Genomic DNA, 21,775 nt, shown 5'->3' with positions numbered 1-21,775 from the left:
TATTATCCCGCTTGTGCTGCGAAAGCGTCGCGACCAGCCGGTTGTCGCAGCAGAAAATCTCCTAGCCTCAGGGCCAGTGCGATCGCGGTGAGGGTCGGGTTGGGAAAGCCGGCAGGGCGGAATGCAGCGGCGCCGGCGACAAACAGATTGTCGGTGCCGAACACCCGCAAGTCCTTGTCCACGACCCCATCGCTCGGGGACGCGCCCATACGGGCCATTCCCATCTGGTGAAAGCCATCTTCGATCTTGCTCAAGAAACCGGGGTCGCGCGCGGTCAGCCGCGGATCAAGAGAGACTTGCGCCAGTCCTTCGCGTTTCAGAAAGTCAGCCACCAAGCTGCTGAAGGTGGCGATCGTTTCCAATTCAGGTTGGCCGTCGATACGCCAATCAATTTCGGCGATGGGCATTCCCTGCGGATCGTTTTTCCCAGTCAACCGCAATCCGCTCTCACGCAGGGGCATTTGTTCTCCGGTGACGCGAAGCGTGATGCCGCCATCCCCAGGATTGTAGATCCGATGATTTCGCAACAAGTGCATGGCGGCCGGTATGGCGACCTTTGGGATAGCGGCCAGAGCGCGCCAATCCTGCAACTCGGACATGTTGAGATGTCCCTGCATCAGGCTGCGAACAATGCCCTTGATGGCCTTCAATCCGTTCTCATGACCCGACTGAAAGACGAAGTGCCCCGCGATTCCCAAAAGCCTGCGGCGTCTCTGAGCTTCACTCGAAAGCTTCAGTTTAGGCAGATATTTGTGGCCGTGGAGCAATGCGCCATCGAAAATCTGATGAAAGCGCTCGGGATCGGTCAGCCTGACGGTGCCGACATCGGCGTCCACATGGTCGCAAAAACCTTTTCCCAGCCACGGATTACCCGTCCAGGGAGCTATTTCGCCGCTCGTCAGCGGCATTGATAGCAATCTGGCTATTTCAATCGTGCCCTGGGCAAGAACAACATGGCGGGCTGAGAGGGAAAGGGTATCTCCATGGCGCGGAGCGACCGTGACACCGAAGCGCCGTCCGCTCTCGAGGCGCGACAGGCCCACGACCGGAGCATTTGTCATCACGTGGAGGTTTGGATTCGTCGCCAGGTCTGACCGGAATACCCGTGAAAAATTGGGTTCGGGCGTCCAACGTGTGAAAAACAGGTCCAGATCACGCCCGGTGTCGGGCGGCGCAACGTTGAGCTTCTGCCAGAGAGTTTCGGTGTTCTTGATGCGGTCGCGCATTCCGAGCATTTCGAAGGTGAGCTCGTAGAACGGATCCAGATCCCTCCTCGTAATCGGCCAACGGCTTCCGTCCACCCAATCGCGCTGCTCGAAAACGATCGGATCGAATTCGAGCAGCTGGCCGCCCCAGGCATTGGTCGTGCCGCCGAGCGATCGCAGGCGCGCCTCCTGCAATCCCCTCAGATGCCGACCGACCGAGGTCGTGCCTTCGAAGCCCTGGAGTGTGCCTGTTTTTGCCCTGCCGCCGGCCTCCAGAAGCAGCACGCGTTTCCCTCCACGCGCAAGTTGGACAGCAAGCGGGATTCCCACAGCTCCTGCGCCGACAACAATGACGTCTGTTTTCTCGGGATATGGAGCTGTGTCCCGCAGGTCTTCGATCATCCCCCGCCCGATGCCTTAAGTGAATCGGAAGCTCATGAACCTAATACTTAAAGCTGCGTTCGCGCCGTTCACAAAATATGGCTAAGTCTTGCGATTTGTATGAATGAGCGATCTTTGCCATGCAGGCGCTGATACGCGAGCCGGCTGGCGCGCGATATTCGCCCGCGGACGCACCCGGTTCCCCGGCGAACAAGCGTTAGATTGCCGCTTCTGCTTCCGCCGTCCCGGTATCTGCCGTTGCGGCCAGACCGAGCAGGAAACTCGCCACGGCGTCCAGTGCTCCGTGACGGTACATATTGAGGTGGTTGGCGCCGGGTAGAACCTGCACCTGCGATACCCCCTCGCTCAGCTTCGCGAGCGTCTCCGCAAAAGATGGTGGCGTGACGGTGTCGTTCTCTCCCGCCAGGAGCAGGATCGGCACATGAATATTTGGGATACGCGCGCGGTTATCGAAACGGCTTCGAACGAGGAAGAGCGGAATGGAAGGCACTTGCCGGCGCACCGCGTCGGGAAACGAAGTGAACGGGCCTTCAAGTATCAACGCTTGGGACTGCGCCTGCGTCGCCACATAACTTGCGACCCCTGTCCCCATCGAATAGCCATAAAGGACGATCCCGTCCGGTGCGAGCCGTTCCTCGGTCAGCTTGGTGAGCAAGGCCGTCGCGTCCCTGTAGAGCAGCCGCTCGCTCGGATGTCCCGGATTCCCGCCATAGCCGCGATACCCGGCGAGCGTCAGGCCGTAGCCCTGTTCGGCAAGCTGAAAAAGATGGGCTGGCTTGCGGATAAGATCGCCATCCCTTCCGGGGAAATAGACGAAGACAGGTTTGCCAGGCATCGGCGGATGATACCAGGAGCGGAGCGTAAGGCCGTCGCTTGTTTTGAGATCAAGCGGCTGGAGTTCGATGCTGCTTTCGAGCTCCAGGAGATTCAGCACCAGCCGTTCACGAAAAAGGATGAACTCCGGCACGGTTTGAATGGCAGCCAGTCCCGCCGCGCCGGCTAGCAGCAGCAGAGCTGCCGCGGCCACAGCGAGCCGACGGGGTATGGATGACAGACGGCCGGAACCGTCCGCGCAAGCACCTTCTTGCATCGAGAGGACTACCAGATCTTATCGTGGCAAATGCCACACCAACCCTTCACTCGAAGAGTATAGTAACACTGCTTTTCAGTCCATAACAATGCGTGACGCCGCGAGGGCTCGCCGCAAACGCTCCAGCAGCCCCTTGGCGATGCCAAAAGCTCTATCGAATTGCGGCAAATCCGGCCTGTGGCAGGTAGGCTTCCAGGAGGCGTTCGACATGTGCATTTCGCGATCTCGCGGTGTCGCCTCCCATCACAATCACGACAATTCGCTTGCGTCCGCGTGCAGCGGACGTGGCTATGTTGTAGCCGGATGCGCGGATATAGCCCGTCTTGATCCCGTCCACGCCATCCACACGCCCGAGCAAATCGTTATGTCCTTTGATGGTTCTTCCCTCATGGGCAAAGCTTTGATTGGCAAAGACATGATAATGATGGGGAAACCGGTTATGCAGCGCCAGAGCAAGCAACGCCATGTCACGTGCGGTGGTCATCTGGCCTGAATCAGGCAGTCCCGAAGCATTGGTGAACACCGTGGATCTCATACCGAGCTGCCGGGCCTTGGCAGTCATCATGCCGGCAAATTGCTGCTCGGTTCCCCCCAGATGCTCCGCCACGGCGGCAGCCACATCATTTGCGGATTTCACGCACAGCGCTAGTATGGCCGTCTGGACATCGAAGGAGTCTCCCGGCCTCAAGCCAAGCTTGCTGGGAGGGCGGGAGGCGGCATAGGCCGAAGCGGTAATCCTGCTGGTTGGCGACAGGATGCCGGAATCAATCGCCTCGAAGAGGAGGTAAAGGGTCATCATCTTCGTAAGCGATGCCGGATAGCGTGGCGCATCCGCCGCATATTGGTGAAGGATCTCTCCAGAACCGGCGTCGACCACGATGGATGAGTATTTTTCGGATTCTATCGGTTGGACAAGAGGAGCCACAGCCGATGTGGATCCGCAACCGGACACGAAGGGCAAGACAATAAAGGCAAGCCAGAAAAGTCGCGGTAATGCCAAGCTCCCGATCCGCAATTGATAACCCCCATCCTTCGTCCGCTATACTTTGCCATTCCGCGCAGGGAAACCAAGCCCGCGGTGCCGGTTGCTCAGAAGATATTCACGCTGCTTCATGCCGCTTGGGCATGATTTTGCCGGCTGTGCGCCGCTTGCAACGGCATTGATGCCGTCAGGCGCAGGGTCCGCAATGCTTCCCGGCGATAGGGAAAAGGCAGGGCAAAGGAGCTTTTGATGCGGCCGGCAAAGCCGGCCCCTGTCAGCTGGTGGAGGCGGCGACCCACCGGTGCCAGTCGTCCTCGCTGCCGTGAAACACGTTGAGGTCGATCTTGCCATCCACGCCATGCGAAAGGCCCGAGCCCGAATACTGCCAGAAAATCCATTTGCGGTCGGGATAGACTTTGGCCGGATGCCCTGCCACGGAACGGAGCCAGAAAGGATAGTCCCGGAAAGCGCCCTGCAGGTTGTCGCGGTAGAAATCCGGCGCGGTATAGATGATCGGGCGCTGGCCGTAATGCCTTTCCAGTCTTTCAAGGAAGACCCGCATTTTCTCCAGCACCACCTCTCGCGACGGGCGCTTCTTGCAGCTGGATTCCCCGTTCCACTCGACGTCGAGAACGGGAGGCAGAGCGCCTGGGTCCTTGGGCACATTGCGGATAAACCAGTCCGCCTGTTCGCTGGCCACCCGGCACCAGTAGAAGAAGTGATAGGCGCCTCGCTTCAAGCCGGCTTCCGCGGCAGCGCGCCAGTTCTTCTTGAACATCGGATCCAGATGGTCGCCGCCATCTGTGGCCTTGATATAGGCGAAATTTGCGCCTTGCGAGCGCAGCTTCACCCAGTCGATCTCCCCCTGCCAGCGTGACACGTCGACACCGTGGACGGCGAGGGAATGCGGTGAGGCATGGCCGAAATTGATCGGCTTCGCATCGCGGAAGCTATGCCGGAAGACCTTGCTACGGGGAATAGCGCTTGCTTGAACCTTCGGCGGCGCCATAAACGCGATGGGTTTGGTGGACGGTACGGGCATGCCTGCCTCGATCACGCCCGACTCCAGCGCGTGCGGAATTGGGGCCGGAGGCGCCATGGCCAGCATCTCCGCTGGCTGATCCTGCTGGGCCGGGCTTGCGTCGGCAACTCTGCTGACGGAACCGGTCGTCTCTCGGGAGGGTTGCGCAAGCAGCTCGTCCACGGTCAACCCGCGGGATGTGCATCCGCCCAGTGAAAGGCAGGCGAGAAGGATGGTTGTTACGCCTGAGAAACGCATGAGCACCACGCAGAACAGATTGACCGGCGGAAAGCCCGTCGAGCCCCCATGCGCAGAGTGCTAACGACCAATTACCAAGAAATATTGAATCGCTATTTAACCATTCGTGAGCCCGATGAGCCAAAAGTCACGTCTGGCCCATCATGCTCGGCCTTGAATGCGGGCGTGATTGCTCCTGAAGAACCCCCGTCGCGGGCCCGCCTACGGCTCCCTGTATCCGCTTGGTACGATCTCAAGGTCATGGTCGGCGGGATCGTTCATAAAGATCAGGGCTGCCCGCGCTTCTGAGCCGCCGGGGACAAAGTCAAACGTCACTTCCCTTTCTTCGACCACCTGGCCGCCGTCTCTGAGCCGCCCTTGGACGAGCACCCCCGCCGCCGTCGCATCTCCATTGTTTGTGATGCGAAATTCAACATGATACATGCCGCCGGTCGCCTGTATCTGCTCGATATTGATGGTGAGGTTCGGAGTAACTTCCTCCTTGCTAATGGCCTGATAGAGCAAAAACAGAATCACGCTCAGGACGATCACGGCCGAGATGCCTCCGACGATCCATTCGATAGGACCGGGTTTTGCGCCCGTCCCGTTCGCGCGGACCTCTTTTCGGTTGTTCCGGCCGTCCTTTCGGTCCTCCTTTACGTTGGCCAAAACTGTTTCCCCTTCACAAGATCAATCGGGCGGCAGCCGCGCCAAGCGAGGCTGGGAAGCCTAGAACGATGACGGACATCACGATTTGCGTGGCCGCTTGCTCGTCGGTACGGCCGAAAGTCCACAGAACATAAAGGCAGACGAGGATCGAAATCGCATATCCGGCCAGTGTGAATCGCAAGAAGGCGCTCCACCACGGAGTCTCCGGCCCGAGCGTGCTTTCCCCCTTGAATTCCACCGCATAAACGAAGCCATGCATCAGCAGCAGCGAAAGCAGGATGAGCAGAACCGCGTGCCACTCCGTCATCTTGTAGGAAATGAGGATCATTTCTTCCGTCGGCGCCACGTTCAAACCCAGGAAGAGGGCGCCGATCGCCATGAGGAACAATTCGCTCGCATAGGTCTCCCCCTTTGTTCCCTCCTGCGGCTCCACCTTCCTCCCGCCAAGCTGCGTCCTGCCCAAAAGCGCGCCAATGCTGGCGGGCATGGACTGGATCGCGATCTTGCCGACGATCTCGTCCATCGGCATGGTGGGCCTGATAATGCCGAAAATGGTGAGCACGACAGCGCTTGCCAGAATGCCTATTCCATAGGCGATCAAGGCATCGCGCAGGTCCTCGCGCCACTCGAAGGTTTCCTCAAAACCCGCGTGATGAGAAAGCAGGACCAGCAGCGGTAGGTTGACGATGAGAAGAAGGGCCAGTCGGAACCTGTCCACATAGAAGCCGAGCCACCACATCTCCATCGTCATCAGCATCGGCAGTGCGAAAATAAGCGCGCCTCCGAAACCGCGTGCCAGCCCGACGAAGAATTGACGATTTACGGCTTCATTCTTTCCCGGCGCATCCGCTTCGGCCAAAGTGGCTGAACGTTTCGGCACTTGCGACCCCCACGACGGTTTCTCCGCGACAACGGCAGGGACCCGGCGATGGTTCCAGCTTGCGAATGCTTGACCGCGGCGCTGGTGCCGAACGGGAGCTTTGCGCATGTGGCGATGTCGAGGTTCTCGCGGGGGAACGGCAGCAGCTTCAACGTTCCCAATTGAGGACCGCTATCCGCGGATCGGCGGCAAAGGCATCTCTCGTAAATTCAAGGCGGGTTTCCGGGAACTCACAGATGGCCTGCACGCCGGAAGGGCTCAGGCGAAGCCGCCACGTCTGACGCTCTACGGGACCTGATTGCAGAAAGGTGCGGCAGGTGAGCAGAGCCAGGTTGCGGTTCCCTGCCTGATCGCGAGCGGACCGGTAACGGATGATTTCCAGCGAAGCATTGCGTGCAGCATCCGCCAGCTCTTGCGTCGCGGTGTAATCCGTCGGGTTTGTCCACCGCGCCTCATCGCTGTTCAAGGGCGGCACCGTAAGGTCCAGGCAGCGCTCGGTTGCAACTTCGGCGGCAAAGGCCGTGTACTCGCCGGCGTCCGATGGCCAGGGCGTATCGGGCGACTCGGCAAAGAACAAAAGCCTGTAAAACGCCATCTCGGCCACAGCCGTTCGTGGTTCTTCCGCCGCATAATAGACCCCGAGCGTCCGCCCCGCGCGGCGGAAGCGCGAGCCGCGAGGATAGATCGAGCCGTAGCGGAAGGGGGTCCAGAGAAGATAGTCGAGGTGACGGCATTCGGCCGGAACGACGGGCTTCGTCTCTTCGATCAGGTCTTCAAGGATTGCCTGTTCGTCCAGCGTATCGACGAGCTTCAGCGTCGAAACCCTATGCTGGGCCTCCACCAGCCGCCAGCATCGGCCACGATAGGGCCGCGCTTCAGACGACAGCGCGTCGGGCGTCCAGGTAAGCGATGGCATCCATAAGGCCCGGTATGGTCCGTATCTTGTCGATCGGCTTGCCGCCGAGCGCGGCGTTGTTATTGCGCAGCCACGCCTTTGCAACTGTTTCGTCCCCGCCAACAATCGCGTCGAGCGAGCGGTAGAGCCGGATAAACAGAACGGCCAGCTCGAACGACTTCATCTCGCGATCGAGACGGAACTCGCCTCTTTTCAGGCGAGATACCGAAGGCTCCGAAAGCCCCAGGACAGCGCCCAGGGCTCGCGCGGTAAGTCCAAGGCGATCGGCGGCCCGCAACACCGCCTTTCCCAAAACGACACCCTCGGCGGGTGCGGCATTGTCTATAAGCTTTGAGTTCTGCATAGGGCTCTTTCCAGTCTATGGAAAATATAGGGCATATTCCTTTCAAAGGAAAGGTCCTGTTCCAGCTCTACGGCGGCTGCCGGCCAGGGCTCGCGACGAAGAGTGAGAGCGGGCTTTAGGTGCGCAGGCGCACCAAAGAACTTCGCTTACCAGAGGCGGCGCAGGTGATTGTCCCAGGAAGGCTGGTCCGCCGCCTCCGCGCGAATGGTCTGCAAATCTGCTGGCCCGGTCATCATGATTGCCCCGCGTCCGCTGGTGGCAAGCACTTGCCTGGAAGCTGCGGGTGCCACCCCGCAACCGTCGGAGAGAGGCTGCTGTCCGAGGCAGCGGCCAGTTTCCGTGTCCCAGAAAGCTATTAGCCCGCCATGCGGGCTGGACGTCGCGAGCATGCTGCCCGAAGCGTCCACAGCCACTGATCCGATATAATTGCGCAAGCCCTGAAGGATCTCTCTGGGGCCGGAAAAAAGCTCGATCTCCCGCCCGCGCCGATGCCTGCCGACAAGCGGCGGCATGTCGGCGGCGGGACCCTCATACTGGCAGCCGAACCAGATGTGGCCCGCGTGGTCGATCGCCATGTGACGGATTGAAAGCTGGTGGAGATCCCGTGCAAGCGACACGGTTTCGATCACATCGCCGCTGCCGATATCGATGTAGCTGAGATTGGACGCCATCGTCGCGAGATTGAGCTTCGCGCCGCCATAATCAGGATGCGTGAGAATGCCGCCATTGGCGATGCAGAGCGTCTTGCCATCCTTGAGCAAGACGGCTTCGTGCGGGCCGACGCCCGCGGTCGGGAACTCACAGACGCGGCGGAAACCATCGGTGGCGTCATAGACGCCCATCACGCCGCGTCCGCCCTCGAAATCGTTCTCGGTGGCAAGCATAAGCTTGCCATCCGGCGTAAAGGCACCATGGCCGAAGAAGTGGCGATCGGGAGACGCCGCGATCGCCACGGGTTCGGCCTTGCCGTCGACATCGAACGCGACGGCAAAGCGGCCGGGGGAGCGCGCAAACGCCACCGCGCGGCGTCGTGCAGCATCGACCGCGAAGGAATGGCCGCGCGCTTCAAGCGCCAGCACCAGCCGGTCGCGCCCCTGTTCGTCCATGACGGCTGCTTCATATTTGCCGCCGCTCAACCGCGCGCCGAGGAACAACGCTTCTTCCGCCGCATTCCCGCTGGAAGGCGCAAACATCGCTCCGCCCGCAAGGGCAAGAAACGTCCTGCGATCAATCACCGTCGAGCGCATTGAACCCCATCGTCAATCCGATTGCCGCCGAAAGCTGCTCGCCAAGCGTGCGGTTCGCCCCCTGCAGCGCGACCGCGGCATAGGCGATGCTGCCGCGTGTTTCTTCCCCTCCGAAAGCCGCCTCCGCCGGCGCATTTACCTCCGCAAGGGCATTCCGGGCATGCTTCAGGTCGAACAGCATGGTGTCTAGGATGGCGCGGCCATCGTCGTCCAGTTCCTCATCGAAGCCTGCTGCCCCAAGGAGCTCAATCATGCCCTCCAACTGGGCATCGAGCAGCGCGAATGTGAGGTTGGAGCGCCAGAAGGGCGCGCGGCGGCCATTGGCCTTCTCCATGCTGTCGCCGAGCGCGGGCAGAAGCTCGGCATCGCGCGTGAACTGAAGAGAGGTGCCAAGCGCCTTCACGATTTCGGAGGCTACTTCGGAGGGTGAACGGTAGAGGGCGCTGTCAGCGGAAGGGCGGGTGAACGCAGCGTTGAAGGGGGAGTCCTGATCCCAGGCCGCCGCGATCTCCCCGGCAAGCTGGGCGAGGTTGGCAGCGATCGCTCCGGCATAGCGGCAGCGGTAGTCCCCGCCTTTTAAGGCAAGCTCTTCGGAGCCGGCGCCATAAAGCAGGAATTCCAGCGCCGGAAGGCCCTGCACGGCCACGCTCTTTTCCCTGAGCTCCATCGGCGTGGCGGCCTGCTCGTCCCGTTGCGCAAGCAAGCCCTGCACTTGGCGCAGCGTGACGCTGCGTATATCCGGCCAGAAGAAAATGTGCTCGAACCTGCTCTCCTGCGTGAGGGGGCCGAAACGCAAAATTGAGACCGGTCCCCATGCCCCGATGGTCTCCGCGAATGCGCTGCGCGCGTCTCGAAGCGCTGGCTCCGCGGGCGCTGCGCAGAGGGCGGTAATCTTGTCCTCCAGCTCGGCCGTCGCCTTTGTGAAGGCGGCAAGCCCAGGCTCGACATATTGCTTCACCACCCGCGAGCCGATATCGGCTGGAACATGCGCCGCGTCCTGCGCCATGGCAGGCGTGCAGCAAACGACGCCCAGACCGATGACAATCCTCTTCAGCATCAAAGCGACTCCAGAAATCGGATGAGGTTTTCGCGTTCAGCCTTTTCCATCTCCACCACCTTTTCGCGGGCGGCCTCCGCTTCGCCGCCATGCCAGAGGATCGCTTCAAGGAGCGTGCGCGCGCGCCCGTCATGCAGGTATGACGCTTCGCTGTTGACGGTTTTGGTCAGCCCAATGCCCCACAGTGGCGGAGTGCGCCATTCCCGGCCCGTTGCCATGCCTTCGGGCCTGTTATCGGCAAGGCCGTCGCCCATGTCGTGCAGCAGGAGGTCCGTGTAAGGCCATATGAGCTGAAATGCGAGGGCCGGCACAACCGCATCGCGCCGGGTCACAAATTTGGGTGTGTGGCAACCGGCGCAGCCTGCCTCGTAGAACACCTTCTTTCCGGCGAGCACCTCCGGCCTGTCGATGTCACGGCGCGCCGGCACGGCAAGATTGCGCGAATAGAAGGCAACGAGTTCGAGAAGGTCGCCCGGCACTTCCTGATCGCCGAACTGCGGCTGTGCGCCATGCGGAATGGCGCGGCAGGCCGCCTGCGCCCCGGTGCATTCGCCCCAATGGTCGGGAGCAAGCGGTGTGGAAAGCCCCATATCATGTGAGAACGCATCGGCCGATTGCTGCATGATGCCTGCGGCGTTGCCCTTCCAGCCGAAGCGGCCAAGCTTCCATTGCCCCGTCTCGTCCCGCACTCTTCGTGCGCGGCCGGAAATCCCGTCGCCGTCGGCGTCGTTCGGATCTTCTCGCGCGAGAATGTCGCCTTCATCGATGGCTTCGAGCAGCCCCAATCCGATCATAGGCGGAGCCACGCGCGCCGAAAGCATGGTGTCGGGCCGCAGCGGGCCATAGCCAGGTTTATCGATCGAAAGCACCGGCTTTCGGAGGTGGGCCGTTTCTCCGCCGCTGAGAGACACCGGCAATTCCTCATACTCGATGCGCACGCGCCCCTCCGCCGGCAGACCCGCCGCCGCGAAATCCTGCAGCTGTCCGCCATAGACAGGCTCGCCGACGCTGGAGAGATATCCCTCAAGAATTTCTCTCTCTTGCTCTTCCGAGGGCGGCACCGAGAGCCGCACGAGAAGCGAGGTCGCCTGTTCCTCCGGCCCGTTTGGGGCATGGCCGCGCCCGTCCTTGATGTGGCAGGACTGGCAGGCACGCGCGTTGAAAAGCGGCCCCAGCCCGTCCGACGCCTGGGTGGAGGAGGGCGCCGTCACCCAATCCTTGCGAAAGAGCCCGTTTCCAAGCAGAAATCGCTGCTGCTCCGCGAATTCCAACGTGGCGGAAGGGTGTGAAAAGATATCGGCGTTGATAAGCTTGGTCGTCGTGGCCGCGCCGCCCTGCATTCTTTCGAAGGCTTCGGGCTCGCTGAAGTCATCCGCCGTACGCGTCACCTCTTCCACGCGCGCCCGATCCCGTTCGCTCAGGTCGTCGCGCTGGTTTACCGCGTGCGTTTGCACCGCAAAAGCGGAGAAGGCCGCGGCGGCCATTACGGTTCCACGAAAACGAAAGCGCATTTATGTCTTCACTATGAAAAGGAGGCCGTTCGCCTGGCCGGCAGGGTCTTTATTGAAAGACCGCGTCCGGGTTATCCAAGCTGTCGGACCCCTCAATCGATACGCCGGAGATGTCAAGCGCCGCGATCACCCGCTCCAGGGACCGTGTCTGGTCGACAAGCCCGTCGATGACGGCCTGCACGGTGGCGTTGCCTTCCGCATTCCCCTCGCCGATCATCTGGTCATAGGCCTCGACCGATTCCGCGCGGGCTTTCAGGTTTTTCGCCGCCTCATAGGTTGCGTTGAGCTTAGCTTCCATCTCGTCGGCAAGCGCGGCATCTTTCTCGCGCACCAGCGCCGCCAGACTCGAGCCTTCCACGACCTCGCCGCCCATCCGTTCATAGCGGCCGAAATAAACGTTTCGGATTCCCTGCACATCGTAGAAATGGCTGTTGTGGGTATTGTCGGAAAAGCAGTCATGCTCCTCCTCCGGGTCGTTGAGCAGAAGGCCAAGCTTCATGCGCTCACCCGCAAGCTCACCATAGGAGAGCGAGCCCAGCCCGGTCAGCAGGGCTGTGAGACCAACTTTCGGGTCGCCTTGGGTAAGCGCGTTCCGCGCTGCGCCTCCCGCATCCCAATTGGAGACCATCTCTTGAAGATCGGAAACCAGAAGCGCGGTCGCTGCATTCAGGTATTGCCCGCGGCGCTCGCAGTGGCCCCCGGTGCAGTTTGCCGGGTCGAAATCGGTATGCGGGCGGATGCCGGCGCCCGGCCCGGTACCATTCAGATCCTGCCCCCAGAGAAGGAATTCGATGGCGTGGTAACCGGTCGCGACATTCGACTCGATTCCGCCGGCCTCGTGCAGCGAGCGGATGAGTTCAGGCGTAATCTGCGAGGTGTCAATGATCTCGCCTCCCACGCTCACCTTGTCATTTGCGATAACATTGACGGTGTAGAAGGCATTGGTATCGGACTCGGTGCCGTATCCGGCGTCGACGTAATCAATAAGGCCCTCGTCGAGCGGCCAGGCATTCACGCGACCTTCCCATTCGTCCACGATTGGGTTGCCAAAACGGAAAGCCTCTGTCTGCTGATAGGGCACGCGCGCCGCAAGCCATGCTTGCCGGGCGGCTACAAGCGTATCCTCAGAAGGGGTGGCGATGAGTGCGTTGACGGCGCTCTGCAAAGAGCGCGCGGACTCCAGACTGTCCTCGTAGCCGGCAAACGCAATATCCGCATAGGTAACGAGCACTGCCGAAGGCTCCTCGGCATGGACGGCGGAAATACCGAGCGCCACAGCGGTGACGGCAACAGGAACTTTCATAAAAATCCTCTTCAGCAATCTAGGCGAGCAAAATCAGCGGCAGCCTAGCCGAGAATAGTGGAGAAAATCAATCCTGTTTTCTCCAGCCGTCTTGTCCGGTCAATCCGCGACTGCTTCGAGCACGTCGAGCGGAGTGGTGATAACGATGTCTGCCGCCGCGCCGATCGTTTGGCCGATGCTTCCGGCGAGCGAGTTGATGCGCTGCACAAGTTGCTGGTCGGCGGAGGCGGGCTCCTCCGTGTCCACCAGTCCCTCTCCCAAAAGCCGCACCAGCAATGGGTTCTCCGCGAATTTCGTGTGGTTGATGCGGTCGGGAGAGGAGACATCCGTCACGTCGATGACGATGACGCCATATTTGGCGAGCTCGGCGGCATCGATTGCGCCGCCCACGCGCGCACGATTTCCTGCGATGATCTTTGAAAGGTCCAGCGCCCGGTCGTTTCTGGATGTGAAGATAAAGAAGCTACGGTCCGGCGTACCGTAACGGCGCATCTGGCTCTTGAAAACGTCCACATCGATATCCGGCGAGGCAAGCACCACATCGGCGAGCCGCCCGCCAAGATCCTTGTCGTCGGTCATGGCGAGCTGGCGCAGGGCCTCCATCGACACCCAGCCGCCCATGGAGTGGGCAACGACATTGATCCTCTGCGCGCCGGATCGGGCGACGAGCCGCAGCAGATCCTCCAGAGCGTCGCGGCTCGCGGTGGCGCTGTTGTTGTCGTAGATATAGTCGACGATGCGTGCGGCGGAGGGCCAGGAAAAAAGGATAAGCGTCCCTTTGAAGCCGGCATCATGCGCAATCTGCGTCATGCGGTAGACTGCGTTGTCAAACCCGGTATTGAAGCCGTGGATGAAGACGAGTGCTCGGCCGTCATGCGCTTCGATGCTTTGTCGGAGGGCTTTGCCATAGGCCTGTTCGTCGCGATAGATCCCGAGCCGACGCGCCGCAAAATAGCGCGCGGGATCGGCAACCTGCGGAGAGGGGGAGCGTTCAAGCTCGCCCGTCTGGTGGACTGCCGGCACCGAAACATCGACAAAGGCATAGGTGGTGGCCGGCGAGCGGTCGCCGGAGAAAATGACGCCGGGTTCGGTCGTTTCCGCACGCGTCGTCGCAACCAGGATGCGATATTCTCCGGCGATTTGGGCTGAGGTCGCGGGCGCGGTTGTGCGCGCTATCAGGCGATGGTTTTCGGGGTTCGCGCAGCCAGCGGCGACCAGCAACAGTAACCACACAAAATACCGCGAAGCGGCGAAACTGACGCGCATTCCCACCCAGCCTGATGATTCGTTCTCCCGGACGATAAGCCATTCGGCTGTTTCATGCGAACACGAGACCGATCGATTCCGCTGTGCTTTGCCGCTGTAAGCCTGTCAGTCGTCCGCCTCCTGCTGCATTTGCGCCAGGCTATCGAGAAAAGGCTGCTGGCCGGCAATAATCTTCACGCGCGCCTCGTCCAAGCCGAACCATGCCGCCCGGTCGACTTCGGGAAAGGCCTGCATCCGGCCGCTGCGGGGCGGCCATGGTATTTCGAACATGTTGCTTGCAAGAGTGTCTGGATCGAAATCGGCTTCCAACGCGAAGGCGATGACCCGTTTCCCGCCCTTCTGGCGGATTTCGCCGAGCGGTGTCAGACCTCCCTCGATCGGCCAGCCGGTCTCCTCTATAAATTCGCGGCGTGCCGCGGCTTCCGGTTCTTCGCTTTCCCGATATTCCCCCTTCACAATGGACCAGGCGCCTTCGTCCCGATTGCGCCAGAACGGACCGCCTGGATGCGCGAGCAGCACCTGCAGCGCGCCGGAACGGCGGCGAAAAGGGAGGATTCCCGCGCTGCGCTGCATCGAAATGATGCTCCTAGTGGGAAAGATTGGTGGCTTCGCCCAAGCCCGTACCCCTTGCCTTCCTGCGGGAGGCTATAAATCCGGCAAGCTGCTCCTCCGGTGTTCCAACCGTGCGGATGAGCAGGCCGCGGGCGGCAAGCTCCAGCTTCTCGCGCCAGCTTAGGAGACTGCCGACGCGGGCCGGGATCAGCGCCTTGATCAAGGCCTGCGCCCGTTCGCGCCGGTCGTAGCGGAAGCGCTCGGTTTCCAGGAACGCGCGCTGCCGGCTTTCGCCTGCGAGGTGCCATGTTTCCCGCTGCAGCATCTGAATGCCGCGCTTCAGGTTCAGTTCGCGGCGAAGATACGAAGCGCGATCACCAAGGTCGCGCGTCGTCTGTTCGCCATTTTGAGCCCAGACAGCCAGCGGCTTCATTGCCACATAAATATCCTCGATGATGGTAAAGGTGCGGAGATATTCCTGAAGAGTGGCGTTGCAGGGATAGCCGATCTCGAGATCGCTCTTCGCCGATTTGGACCAGAAGAGACCGCCATTGGAAACCCCGATCCCCGGAATGAGCGACATTCTGAAGAGGTCAGGCTCATACCGCCCTTCCACGAAACGGCGATCCAGGATGCCGAAGTCGCTCAAGCGCGCATCCGGCGTGCCGCTTGCATATTCCATGAGCTGGTTACGCAGGACGATATTGACCCCCTCGCGCTCGCAGAGAGCGATATTCTCCTCCATGAACTCGGGCATCACCAGATTGTCGTCCTCCGCGACGCAGAAATAGTCGGCGTTCCGGGGGTTATCGCGCGAGAAGCACTGGTCGATGTTGCTCGAGGCAAATTTCTGTGGCCGGTTGTGGTTGAAGTGGATGCGGGGATCTGCGAGCGCGTCGCACACCGCTTTGGCCGAGCCCCGCGGGTCGTCGTCATAGACGTCGCACACCCAGTTTCCCCAGGTCTGCGCCTGCAGCGATTGCAGGCAGCGGCGAAGCGCCTCCGGCCGCTTATAGGTCGGTGTGCGGACTTGAACGAGTGCCATTTTCGACATCGGTCATCTCCCTGCGTTTTTCAGAACTATCCGTCACTTGCCGCTCATCCCCTCGGCCGGCGTAACGCTTTCCCGCGATCGCCAGCTGCCTTTCTGCTCGGCCATAAGGTGTCCTGGACAGAAAGGTTGCGTCCGTGCGGAAACGAAAAGGGGCCGGAAACGCGACTGCAGGTTTTCCGCGATGGAGCGTGCGAGCGGCTGAAAAAGGCCGGGATTTTTTGCCAGGAGCTTGGCGGCCTTTCCGGCCCGCCGCTCTTTCAGCGCAAGCACGAGACGCTCAAAAGAAAGCATAGACCGCAGTGCGGCCATTCGCTTTTCAAGCAGGTCCTCCATCTCCGGTGAGAAGCTGCCATGAGTTGCGACCAATTTCTGCTGATTTGTAATCATCGCCAGAACCGTGCTCTCGGAGAGCCGATGCGAGATCGAGTGCGAATGCCGCCGATAGAGATAGAGCGGATCCGGCAGGATGTAGAAGCGCGCGCCGGTAAGCAAAAAGCGCAGGAGGAAATCGTAATCCTCGCCGATCCGCACGGCTTCGTCATAGCTGAGCCCTGAGAGCTTCGCGCGCCTGAAAAGAGGCTTCACATAACCAAGCGGGGCAAGTCCATTGCCTGACGTGTTGCTGCGGATGAAATAAGAAGGCGTTATCTCCAGCGGCTCGGGAGCCGCCGTGGCGCCAAGCAGCGTAGGCCCGGCACCCTGGTCGGAAAAGAAGAGCAGGTCGTCCGCAATCCCGTCGGCCCCCAGCTCTTCGGCCATTGCAATCAAGATCTCGAGCCTTTGGGGATGGATGATATCGTCGGAGTCGACGATGGCGATCCATTCGCCGCGAGCCGCTTCAAGTGCTCGGTTGCGGGCTGCGGCGGGTCCTTTGTTCTCGTCGGTCGTGATCAGGTTAACGCGCGCATCCCGCGACATATAATGCTGGACGATATCTGTGCTGTTATCGGGCGAAGCATCGTCGGAAACCAGCACTTCTATATCGCCTATCGTCTGCGCGAGAACCGAATCGAGCGCGGCGGCGAGATATTCGGCGCTGCGGAAGTTGGCCATGATGACGGAGACGAGCGGCCCGGTTTCCTTGGTGCTAGCTCGCACGGCTCAGTTCCCGCCTCGAACTTGGATTAGCACCAGGAGCTTCATCTCACGCTGACCCCTTCATCCGGTCGAAAAATTGCGGCGTCGCTGCGTCGCAGCATTCGGAAGTGGTGAAAAGAACCATTTAGAACATGAAAAATGAGCAAAAAACAGACACCATTTCACCTAAATAGAGATGAAATGCCTAAACTAGAGTTCTTTGCCAGTGTAACTGATTTTAAAAATCAAAAGTTTGTGTCACTTAGAAGACATATACGCGGTAGGGTAATCACATTATTCAAAGCGCGTTCATATAAATTTCAAATGTGCAGCGACTATTTAGAAAAGATGGAGCTTTTGAGGGTTGATGACGCCGCCCCGCGGTGCCATCCTATATTGCATTGCAGCAATCTGGAAGTCGCTTCCTGAAGCGGAACACCCGCAGAATGATGAGGTCCCGATATGGCAGAAAATTGTTTCCGGCGCGTTTTGGTTATTGCCTCCGTGTTGGCCGGTGGAACGGGGGTAGCTTTTTCGCAGACGGCGGGGACCTCCTTCTTCGATGATTTCGACAGCTTTGACCGGTCCCGCTGGTATGTCTCCGATGGCTGGGCCAATGGAGAATGGCAGAACTGCACCTGGTCGAAGAGCGAGGTGAGTGTCGCCGGCGGTATCGTCACGCTTGGCTATGAAAAGAAGCCTTCCGGCAACCGGCAATATTCCTGCGCGGAGATCCAGACGACGGCTCGCTTCGGCTACGGCGTCTACGAAGCGCGGATGAAGACGGACGAAGGTTCGGGCATCAACGCTGCTTTCTTCAGCTTCACGAACTCTCCTCACGATGAGATCGATTTCGAGGTGCTGACGAAGGACACCTCGAAGGTCAGTCTCAACACTTACGTCTCGGGCAAGCCGCACCATGGCAGCACCGTGGACGTGCCGGGTGGCACGACGCAATTCAACCACTATGCCTTCGTATGGGAAGAAGGGCGGCTTCGCTGGTATGTCAACGGCAAGCTCGTCCATGAGGCAACGGGAACAGATCTGCCGGTCAACCCGCAGAAGATTTTCTTCAGCCATTGGGGAAGCGAGACATTCACGGATTGGATGGGCGCCTTCGCGGATCCTGGCCGAAAGCTTGAGATGCAGGTGGATTGGGTGGCGTATACGGCGCCAGGTGAGGCATGCCAGTTTCCCGAATCGGTGGCTTGCAGTCTCAACTAGCATTTCGCCGGCGATCGCCGGGTCGCCGGCTGCCAAACAGAGGGTAACGCGTGCTCGCCGAGGGAGAGAAGCACCAGGAAAGTGACGGCGCATTTGGCCACCTGCGTGCCGGGAGGGCGAGGGCCGCCGTGCGTGGGGCGCTTTGGGCGGGGCTCAACAGCTTTGCGCCCGCCGTGGTGGCTGCAGGCGTTTTCACGCTGACTTCCCGCTATTTGACACCGGCCGAGTACGGCCTGGTGATGCTCGCCGCCAGCATTTCCCTTTTTGCCTCCGCAATCGCACCGGCGGGCTTCGGCGAGGCGCTGATTCAGCGTCAGGACATAACCAAAAAGCTCGTGGACGCGGTATTCTGGCTTTGCGTGGCCAGCGCCCTGCTGATCTATGGAGGTTTGCTGCTGCTGACGCCGCTGCTTGCCGATTTTCTCGGCCAGCCGGGCCTTCTGGCACTCCTTCCGGTGGTGGGCGTGCGCGTTGTTTTCGACCAGGCGGCGGTCGTTCCCAGCTCTTTGCTGGCGCGGTCCATGTCCTTTGACAAAATCGCGCTGCGCACCACGCTCGCCTCGCTGGTCGCCGCGGCGGTCTGCGTGCCCCTGCTCCTGATGGGCTACGGCACCTGGGCGCTGGCGCTTTCCTTCGTGGCGGCTTCCATTGCCACATTCTCCGCGGCCATCCTCTCGGTCGTCTGGAAGCCTGGACTGAGCTTCAGCCTGGGGGCGCTGCGCGAGGTCGCCCGTTACGGCACCTTTGCTTCGGGAAACCGCACGATCCAGCTTCTCAACTCGGATCAGCTCCTGATTGGCTGGCTCATGGGAACAGCGCCGCTCGGGATTTTCAGCTTTTCGCGGCGCATTTACCAGCTCCTCAACGACCTGATCGCAGGCGCGCTTAGGGCGGTATCCTTCACAATGCTTTCCTCCCTGCAGGCGGAGCACGAGAAGCTGAAGGAGGCATTCCTTTTCGCGACTTTCGCATCATCGGTGTTCTCCTTTCCGATTTTCGCCGGGCTTGCCGTCGTGGCCGGAGACCTCGTGCCGCTCGTTTTCGGCAGCCATTGGGTGGAGTCGGTGCCCGCCCTTCAGGCCTTCTGTGCCTTGGGCCTCTTGAGCTGCATTGGCGTGTTGCAGTCCTCGTTGATCACCAGCCAGGGAAAAGTGGGCTGGTGGATGACCTATCAGGCGGCCCAGCAGATCCTTTCCGCGCTCGTGATCCTGGCGCTTTACAGGTTCGGCATCACCGTCGTGGTCCTGGCGATTGCCGTCAAAACGCTCCTTACTTGGCCCATTTCCGTGGCGCTCACGCTGCGGATCCTGCGCCTGGACGCGTTCACTTACGCCCGTCAGTTCGTCGCGCCGGCGATGGCCTCGCTCCTGATGTTCGCCGCCGTCCTTGCCCTTCGCTACGCAATGCCGCAAGCGCATCCGCTGCTTGCTCTGCCGGCGGAGATGGCAACCGGCGCGCTCGTCTACATGGCGGCAATCATGGCCATGGGTGGCCGCCGCCTCCTGCGCATGCGTGATCTGATCCTCAAGAGAGAGGCCGCTGCATAATGAAGCTTGTCTATTTCCGTGGCCATGTGCCGAACTTTGGCGATGAATTGAACACCCATATGTGGCGGCATCTGCTGCCGGCAGGCTTTCTGGACGAGGACGAGCGCGACCTCTTCATCGGCATAGGCTCGATCCTGTGGAACACCTTTCCCAAATCGGCGCGCAAATTTGTCGTGGGCTCGGGCTATGCGGGCTATACCGGCCTGCCGGACGTGCATGACGGCACATGGGACATCGTTTTCGTGCGCGGGCCGGAAACCGCCCGCCTCCTTGGCATCGAGCCTGAAAAGGCGATCTGCGACTCCGCCGTTCTGCTGCGTGCGTTGGATCTGCCTGCGCCGGCGCCCGCCTTCGATGTCGGTTTCATGCCCCATTACGAGAGTCTGGACCGGGGCCTTTGGGAGGATGCCTGCCGGCTCGCCGGAATTCCGCTCATCGATCCGCGCGACGATGTGGAGAAGGTCATCTCCCAGATCCGCGGTGCCCGCATGATCATCACCGAAGCCATGCATGGCGCGATTGTCGCCGATGCCCTGCGGACACCCTGGGTGGCGGTCAAGCCGATCAATCCCGGCCACCACGCCAAGTGGAAGGATTGGTCGGGCGCGCTCTCGCTCGACGTGCGCTTTCAGGATTTGCGTCCTTCAAGCTTCCTTGAGCTTTATGTCGGTCTCACCGGCGGGCGAGGGGACCCTGACGGCCGCGCAGGTCGGCTAAGCAGGAGCGTGCTGGCCGGCCCGGCGAACAGGTTCCTTGCCCATAGGGCAGCCAGCCACCTGCGGCGGATAGCGAAGGCCGAGCCTCAGTTAAGCCGTGACGAGAAGATTTCACACGTGACCGAACGCGCCCTGGAAGCCCTCCACGGCTTTGTGCGTGCGCGTCAGCTAAGTCCCATCTGAAAACGGAGAGCCTTTTCGGGGTTGCGTTTCGGCGTTTTGGAAAGCCCCATATTCGCACGCACCGTGTAGACCAGTGCGCAGATCACGATAATCGAGGTGATGCTGAACTGGAAGAACACCGCCACTTCGATGAAGCTGCTGCAGACAATGAAGGTGAGGAAAGACGCGAAGAAGGCGGTCTCGGGCGCCGGCGCTCGGAAGGCCCAGATATAGGTCCTGATGAGTGTGCCGTAGAGCAGCAGAATCTGCAGCCCCACGCCGACCAGGCCGATCTCGACCGCGTTGTTCACATAGGTATTGTGAAAGTTGAAGCCGGCGCGGGCCTGAATCCCGAATATGGCCCATAGCAGCTCCGCCGGTGGAAAGCCCTGCACCCAGAAGGCGCGGTATCCGAGGCCGAGCCACGGATGCTCCCGGATGAACTGGGCCGCGAAATCCCAGAGCTCCGTCCGGCCCGTGAGTGTGACGTCCTTGCCTGAGGTGTCGAGCAGATTCTGAAAGAGTTCATCGGAATACTGCAGCACCAGGATCAGGGTTGCGAAACTGAGGCACAGGAGCAGCCCTCCCAGGAAGAGCTTCTGCCAGTGAGTGAAGCGCCGGCTGAGAAGCACCGCAAGCGCCACCGCCGACGCAGGCACAATGAACAGGATTGCCCCTGTCGATTGCGCCTTGATGAGGAGAGGCCCGGCGGCGGCAAGGCCCGCAAGCGCCGCGAAGCGCATTGGACGCGGAGCGCCGCGGTCGAACAGTATGCCGATCGAGGCCAGTGTGAAGGCGCAGATGACCGCGGCGAAGGCATTCTTGCTGCCGAAGATGCCGACCCAGGCGCCGATATCGTCCCGCACACGCCCGAAGAGCACACTGCCCGCCAGGCCGATTCCGTAAATGCTGAAAAGGCAGCGCAGGAAAGCCGTTGGCGAAATCCGCGTGGCTATCCCAATCGCAATCGCGACGGTAATCGCAAATTGCAGCGCGTAACGAAGGGAAAGTCCTGGAAACTGCGACCAAAGAATGGAGAGAAGGCAGTAGCCGGGCAGGATCAGAACGTACCAGAAGCGCAGGATTCCTTTCAGGCTGGCCACGGGCTTTGTGATCAGCAGAAGACAGCCGGAGACGAGGAAAAGAAGCGCGCTCAGCGAGCCGAACAAGGCTTCGAAGATCAGCGCGGCGAGTGTGATGAAGCTCAAGCTCGCGGCTGTTCCGATCCGCAGCCCGCGAGGCTGCACGCCCGCCTCGGCCGGTATTTGTGAAAATCCTAGAGCCGACATCCGGCTGCTCTTTGGCGCCTGATCA

Annotated in this window: 20 protein-coding genes; 3 read left to right on the top strand and 17 right to left on the bottom strand. The window is 60.7% G+C overall.

The window, feature by feature from the left end:
- Positions 1 to 2: 2 nt before the first annotated feature.
- From GNP00_RS04655 to GNP00_RS04580, 16 genes are all read right to left on the bottom strand, one after another.
- Positions 3 to 1,607, bottom strand: coding sequence for an FAD-dependent oxidoreductase (locus GNP00_RS04655; RefSeq protein ID WP_011579975.1), 1,605 nt, complete (start codon positions 1,605 to 1,607; stop codon positions 3 to 5).
- A gap of 196 nt (positions 1,608 to 1,803) precedes the next feature.
- Entirely contained in the window at positions 1,804 to 2,697 is an 894-nt protein-coding gene (locus GNP00_RS04650; RefSeq protein WP_011579976.1) for an alpha/beta hydrolase, read from the bottom strand.
- Between the two features lie 151 nt (positions 2,698 to 2,848).
- Positions 2,849 to 3,622, bottom strand: coding sequence for a D-alanyl-D-alanine carboxypeptidase family protein (locus GNP00_RS04645; RefSeq protein ID WP_343034302.1), 774 nt, complete (start codon positions 3,620 to 3,622; stop codon positions 2,849 to 2,851).
- Between the two features lie 331 nt (positions 3,623 to 3,953).
- Positions 3,954 to 4,958, bottom strand: a complete 1,005-nt coding sequence (locus tag GNP00_RS04640; RefSeq protein WP_011579978.1) for a glycoside hydrolase family 25 protein — start codon at positions 4,956 to 4,958, stop codon at positions 3,954 to 3,956.
- 201 nt (positions 4,959 to 5,159) lie between these two features.
- The gene (locus GNP00_RS04635; RefSeq protein WP_011579979.1) at positions 5,160 to 5,606 is read right to left on the bottom strand and encodes a TIGR02588 family protein; all 447 of its coding nucleotides are present in this window, start codon (positions 5,604 to 5,606) and stop codon (positions 5,160 to 5,162) included.
- 13 nt (positions 5,607 to 5,619) lie between these two features.
- The gene (locus GNP00_RS04630; protein WP_011579980.1) at positions 5,620 to 6,486 is read right to left on the bottom strand and encodes a TIGR02587 family membrane protein; all 867 of its coding nucleotides are present in this window, start codon (positions 6,484 to 6,486) and stop codon (positions 5,620 to 5,622) included.
- Between the two features lie 148 nt (positions 6,487 to 6,634).
- The gene (locus tag GNP00_RS04625; RefSeq protein ID WP_011579981.1) at positions 6,635 to 7,402 is read right to left on the bottom strand and encodes an RES family NAD+ phosphorylase; all 768 of its coding nucleotides are present in this window, start codon (positions 7,400 to 7,402) and stop codon (positions 6,635 to 6,637) included.
- On the bottom strand, positions 7,362 to 7,745 hold the full coding sequence (locus tag GNP00_RS04620) for an MbcA/ParS/Xre antitoxin family protein (protein WP_011579982.1): 384 nt from the start codon (positions 7,743 to 7,745) through the stop codon (positions 7,362 to 7,364). Before GNP00_RS04620 ends, GNP00_RS04625 begins: the two co-directional genes overlap by 41 nt.
- 146 nt (positions 7,746 to 7,891) lie before the next feature.
- Positions 7,892 to 8,992 (bottom strand): DUF1513 domain-containing protein, encoded by a 1,101-nt coding sequence (locus GNP00_RS04615; RefSeq protein ID WP_011579983.1) that lies wholly within the window; start codon positions 8,990 to 8,992, stop codon positions 7,892 to 7,894.
- Positions 8,973 to 10,049, bottom strand: coding sequence for an imelysin family protein (locus tag GNP00_RS04610; protein WP_011579984.1), 1,077 nt, complete (start codon positions 10,047 to 10,049; stop codon positions 8,973 to 8,975). Before GNP00_RS04610 ends, GNP00_RS04615 begins: the two co-directional genes overlap by 20 nt.
- Entirely contained in the window at positions 10,049 to 11,560 is a 1,512-nt protein-coding gene (locus GNP00_RS04605) for a di-heme oxidoreductase family protein (RefSeq protein ID WP_011579985.1), read from the bottom strand. Before GNP00_RS04605 ends, GNP00_RS04610 begins: the two co-directional genes overlap by 1 nt.
- A gap of 49 nt (positions 11,561 to 11,609) precedes the next feature.
- Complete coding sequence (locus GNP00_RS04600; RefSeq protein ID WP_011579986.1) at positions 11,610 to 12,863, bottom strand: imelysin family protein; 1,254 nt, start codon at positions 12,861 to 12,863, stop codon at positions 11,610 to 11,612.
- A gap of 99 nt (positions 12,864 to 12,962) precedes the next feature.
- Positions 12,963 to 14,129 carry an alpha/beta hydrolase gene (locus tag GNP00_RS04595; RefSeq protein ID WP_166015734.1) on the bottom strand — a complete coding sequence of 389 codons (1,167 nt, stop codon included), beginning with the start codon at positions 14,127 to 14,129 and terminating at the stop codon, positions 12,963 to 12,965.
- Positions 14,130 to 14,234: 105 nt separating this feature from the next.
- Entirely contained in the window at positions 14,235 to 14,702 is a 468-nt protein-coding gene (locus GNP00_RS04590) for an NUDIX hydrolase (RefSeq protein ID WP_011579988.1), read from the bottom strand.
- A 13-nt stretch (positions 14,703 to 14,715) separates the two neighbouring features.
- Positions 14,716 to 15,735 carry a glycosyltransferase gene (locus GNP00_RS04585; RefSeq protein ID WP_011579989.1) on the bottom strand — a complete coding sequence of 340 codons (1,020 nt, stop codon included), beginning with the start codon at positions 15,733 to 15,735 and terminating at the stop codon, positions 14,716 to 14,718.
- Positions 15,736 to 15,768: 33 nt separating this feature from the next.
- The gene (locus tag GNP00_RS04580; RefSeq protein ID WP_011579990.1) at positions 15,769 to 16,833 is read right to left on the bottom strand and encodes a glycosyltransferase; all 1,065 of its coding nucleotides are present in this window, start codon (positions 16,831 to 16,833) and stop codon (positions 15,769 to 15,771) included.
- Between the two features lie 441 nt (positions 16,834 to 17,274).
- Between GNP00_RS04580 and exoK the strand changes: the two genes are divergently transcribed.
- The 3 genes from exoK to GNP00_RS04565 are packed head-to-tail and all read left to right on the top strand — an operon-like array spanning position 17,275 to position 20,482.
- Positions 17,275 to 18,036: an endo-1,3-1,4-beta-glycanase ExoK gene (gene exoK, locus GNP00_RS04575; protein ID WP_011579991.1), complete on the top strand. Its 762-nt coding sequence runs from the start codon at positions 17,275 to 17,277 to the stop codon at positions 18,034 to 18,036.
- 50 nt (positions 18,037 to 18,086) lie between these two features.
- Positions 18,087 to 19,583 (top strand): oligosaccharide flippase family protein, encoded by a 1,497-nt coding sequence (locus tag GNP00_RS04570; RefSeq protein WP_011579992.1) that lies wholly within the window; start codon positions 18,087 to 18,089, stop codon positions 19,581 to 19,583.
- A complete protein-coding gene (locus tag GNP00_RS04565; protein ID WP_011579993.1) occupies positions 19,583 to 20,482 on the top strand; it encodes a polysaccharide pyruvyl transferase family protein in 900 nt (299 codons plus the stop codon). The genes GNP00_RS04570 and GNP00_RS04565 overlap by 1 nt, the downstream gene beginning before the upstream one ends.
- Here the strand turns inward: GNP00_RS04565 and GNP00_RS04560 are convergent.
- Complete coding sequence (locus GNP00_RS04560) at positions 20,464 to 21,750, bottom strand: O-antigen ligase family protein (protein ID WP_011579994.1); 1,287 nt, start codon at positions 21,748 to 21,750, stop codon at positions 20,464 to 20,466. The genes GNP00_RS04565 and GNP00_RS04560 overlap by 19 nt on opposite strands.
- Positions 21,751 to 21,775: the final 25 nt, after the last annotated feature.

It is taken from the genome of Chelativorans multitrophicus (genome assembly GCF_011317445.1).
In the GTDB taxonomy this organism is placed as follows: domain Bacteria; phylum Pseudomonadota; class Alphaproteobacteria; order Rhizobiales; family Rhizobiaceae; genus Chelativorans; species Chelativorans multitrophicus.
The sequence above is the reverse complement of the archived record's forward strand: the minus strand, read 5'-3'. Positions and strand labels throughout refer to the sequence as shown.

What these genes read in the sequence shown, in the direction of transcription:
- GNP00_RS04640 (WP_011579978.1), bottom strand. Translation starts at nt 4,958, where the DNA reads ATGCGTTTCTCAGGCGTAACAACCATCCTTCTCGCCTGCCTTTCACTG.
- GNP00_RS04655 (WP_011579975.1), bottom strand. Translation starts at nt 1,607, where the DNA reads ATGATCGAAGACCTGCGGGACACAGCTCCATATCCCGAGAAAACAGAC.
- GNP00_RS04595 (WP_166015734.1), bottom strand. Translation starts at nt 14,129, where the DNA reads ATGCGCGTCAGTTTCGCCGCTTCGCGGTATTTTGTGTGGTTACTGTTG.
- GNP00_RS04610 (WP_011579984.1), bottom strand. Translation starts at nt 10,049, where the DNA reads ATGCTGAAGAGGATTGTCATCGGTCTGGGCGTCGTTTGCTGCACGCCT.
- GNP00_RS04620 (WP_011579982.1), bottom strand. Translation starts at nt 7,745, where the DNA reads ATGCAGAACTCAAAGCTTATAGACAATGCCGCACCCGCCGAGGGTGTC.
- GNP00_RS04590 (WP_011579988.1), bottom strand. Translation starts at nt 14,702, where the DNA reads ATGCAGCGCAGCGCGGGAATCCTCCCTTTTCGCCGCCGTTCCGGCGCG.
- GNP00_RS04625 (WP_011579981.1), bottom strand. Translation starts at nt 7,402, where the DNA reads ATGCCATCGCTTACCTGGACGCCCGACGCGCTGTCGTCTGAAGCGCGG.
- GNP00_RS04560 (WP_011579994.1), bottom strand. Translation starts at nt 21,750, where the DNA reads ATGTCGGCTCTAGGATTTTCACAAATACCGGCCGAGGCGGGCGTGCAG.
- GNP00_RS04615 (WP_011579983.1), bottom strand. Translation starts at nt 8,992, where the DNA reads ATGCGCTCGACGGTGATTGATCGCAGGACGTTTCTTGCCCTTGCGGGC.
- GNP00_RS04600 (WP_011579986.1), bottom strand. Translation starts at nt 12,863, where the DNA reads ATGAAAGTTCCTGTTGCCGTCACCGCTGTGGCGCTCGGTATTTCCGCC.
- GNP00_RS04565 (WP_011579993.1), top strand. Translation starts at nt 19,583, where the DNA reads ATGAAGCTTGTCTATTTCCGTGGCCATGTGCCGAACTTTGGCGATGAA.
- exoK (WP_011579991.1), top strand. Translation starts at nt 17,275, where the DNA reads ATGGCAGAAAATTGTTTCCGGCGCGTTTTGGTTATTGCCTCCGTGTTG.
- GNP00_RS04650 (WP_011579976.1), bottom strand. Translation starts at nt 2,697, where the DNA reads ATGCAAGAAGGTGCTTGCGCGGACGGTTCCGGCCGTCTGTCATCCATA.
- GNP00_RS04605 (WP_011579985.1), bottom strand. Translation starts at nt 11,560, where the DNA reads ATGCGCTTTCGTTTTCGTGGAACCGTAATGGCCGCCGCGGCCTTCTCC.
- GNP00_RS04585 (WP_011579989.1), bottom strand. Translation starts at nt 15,735, where the DNA reads ATGTCGAAAATGGCACTCGTTCAAGTCCGCACACCGACCTATAAGCGG.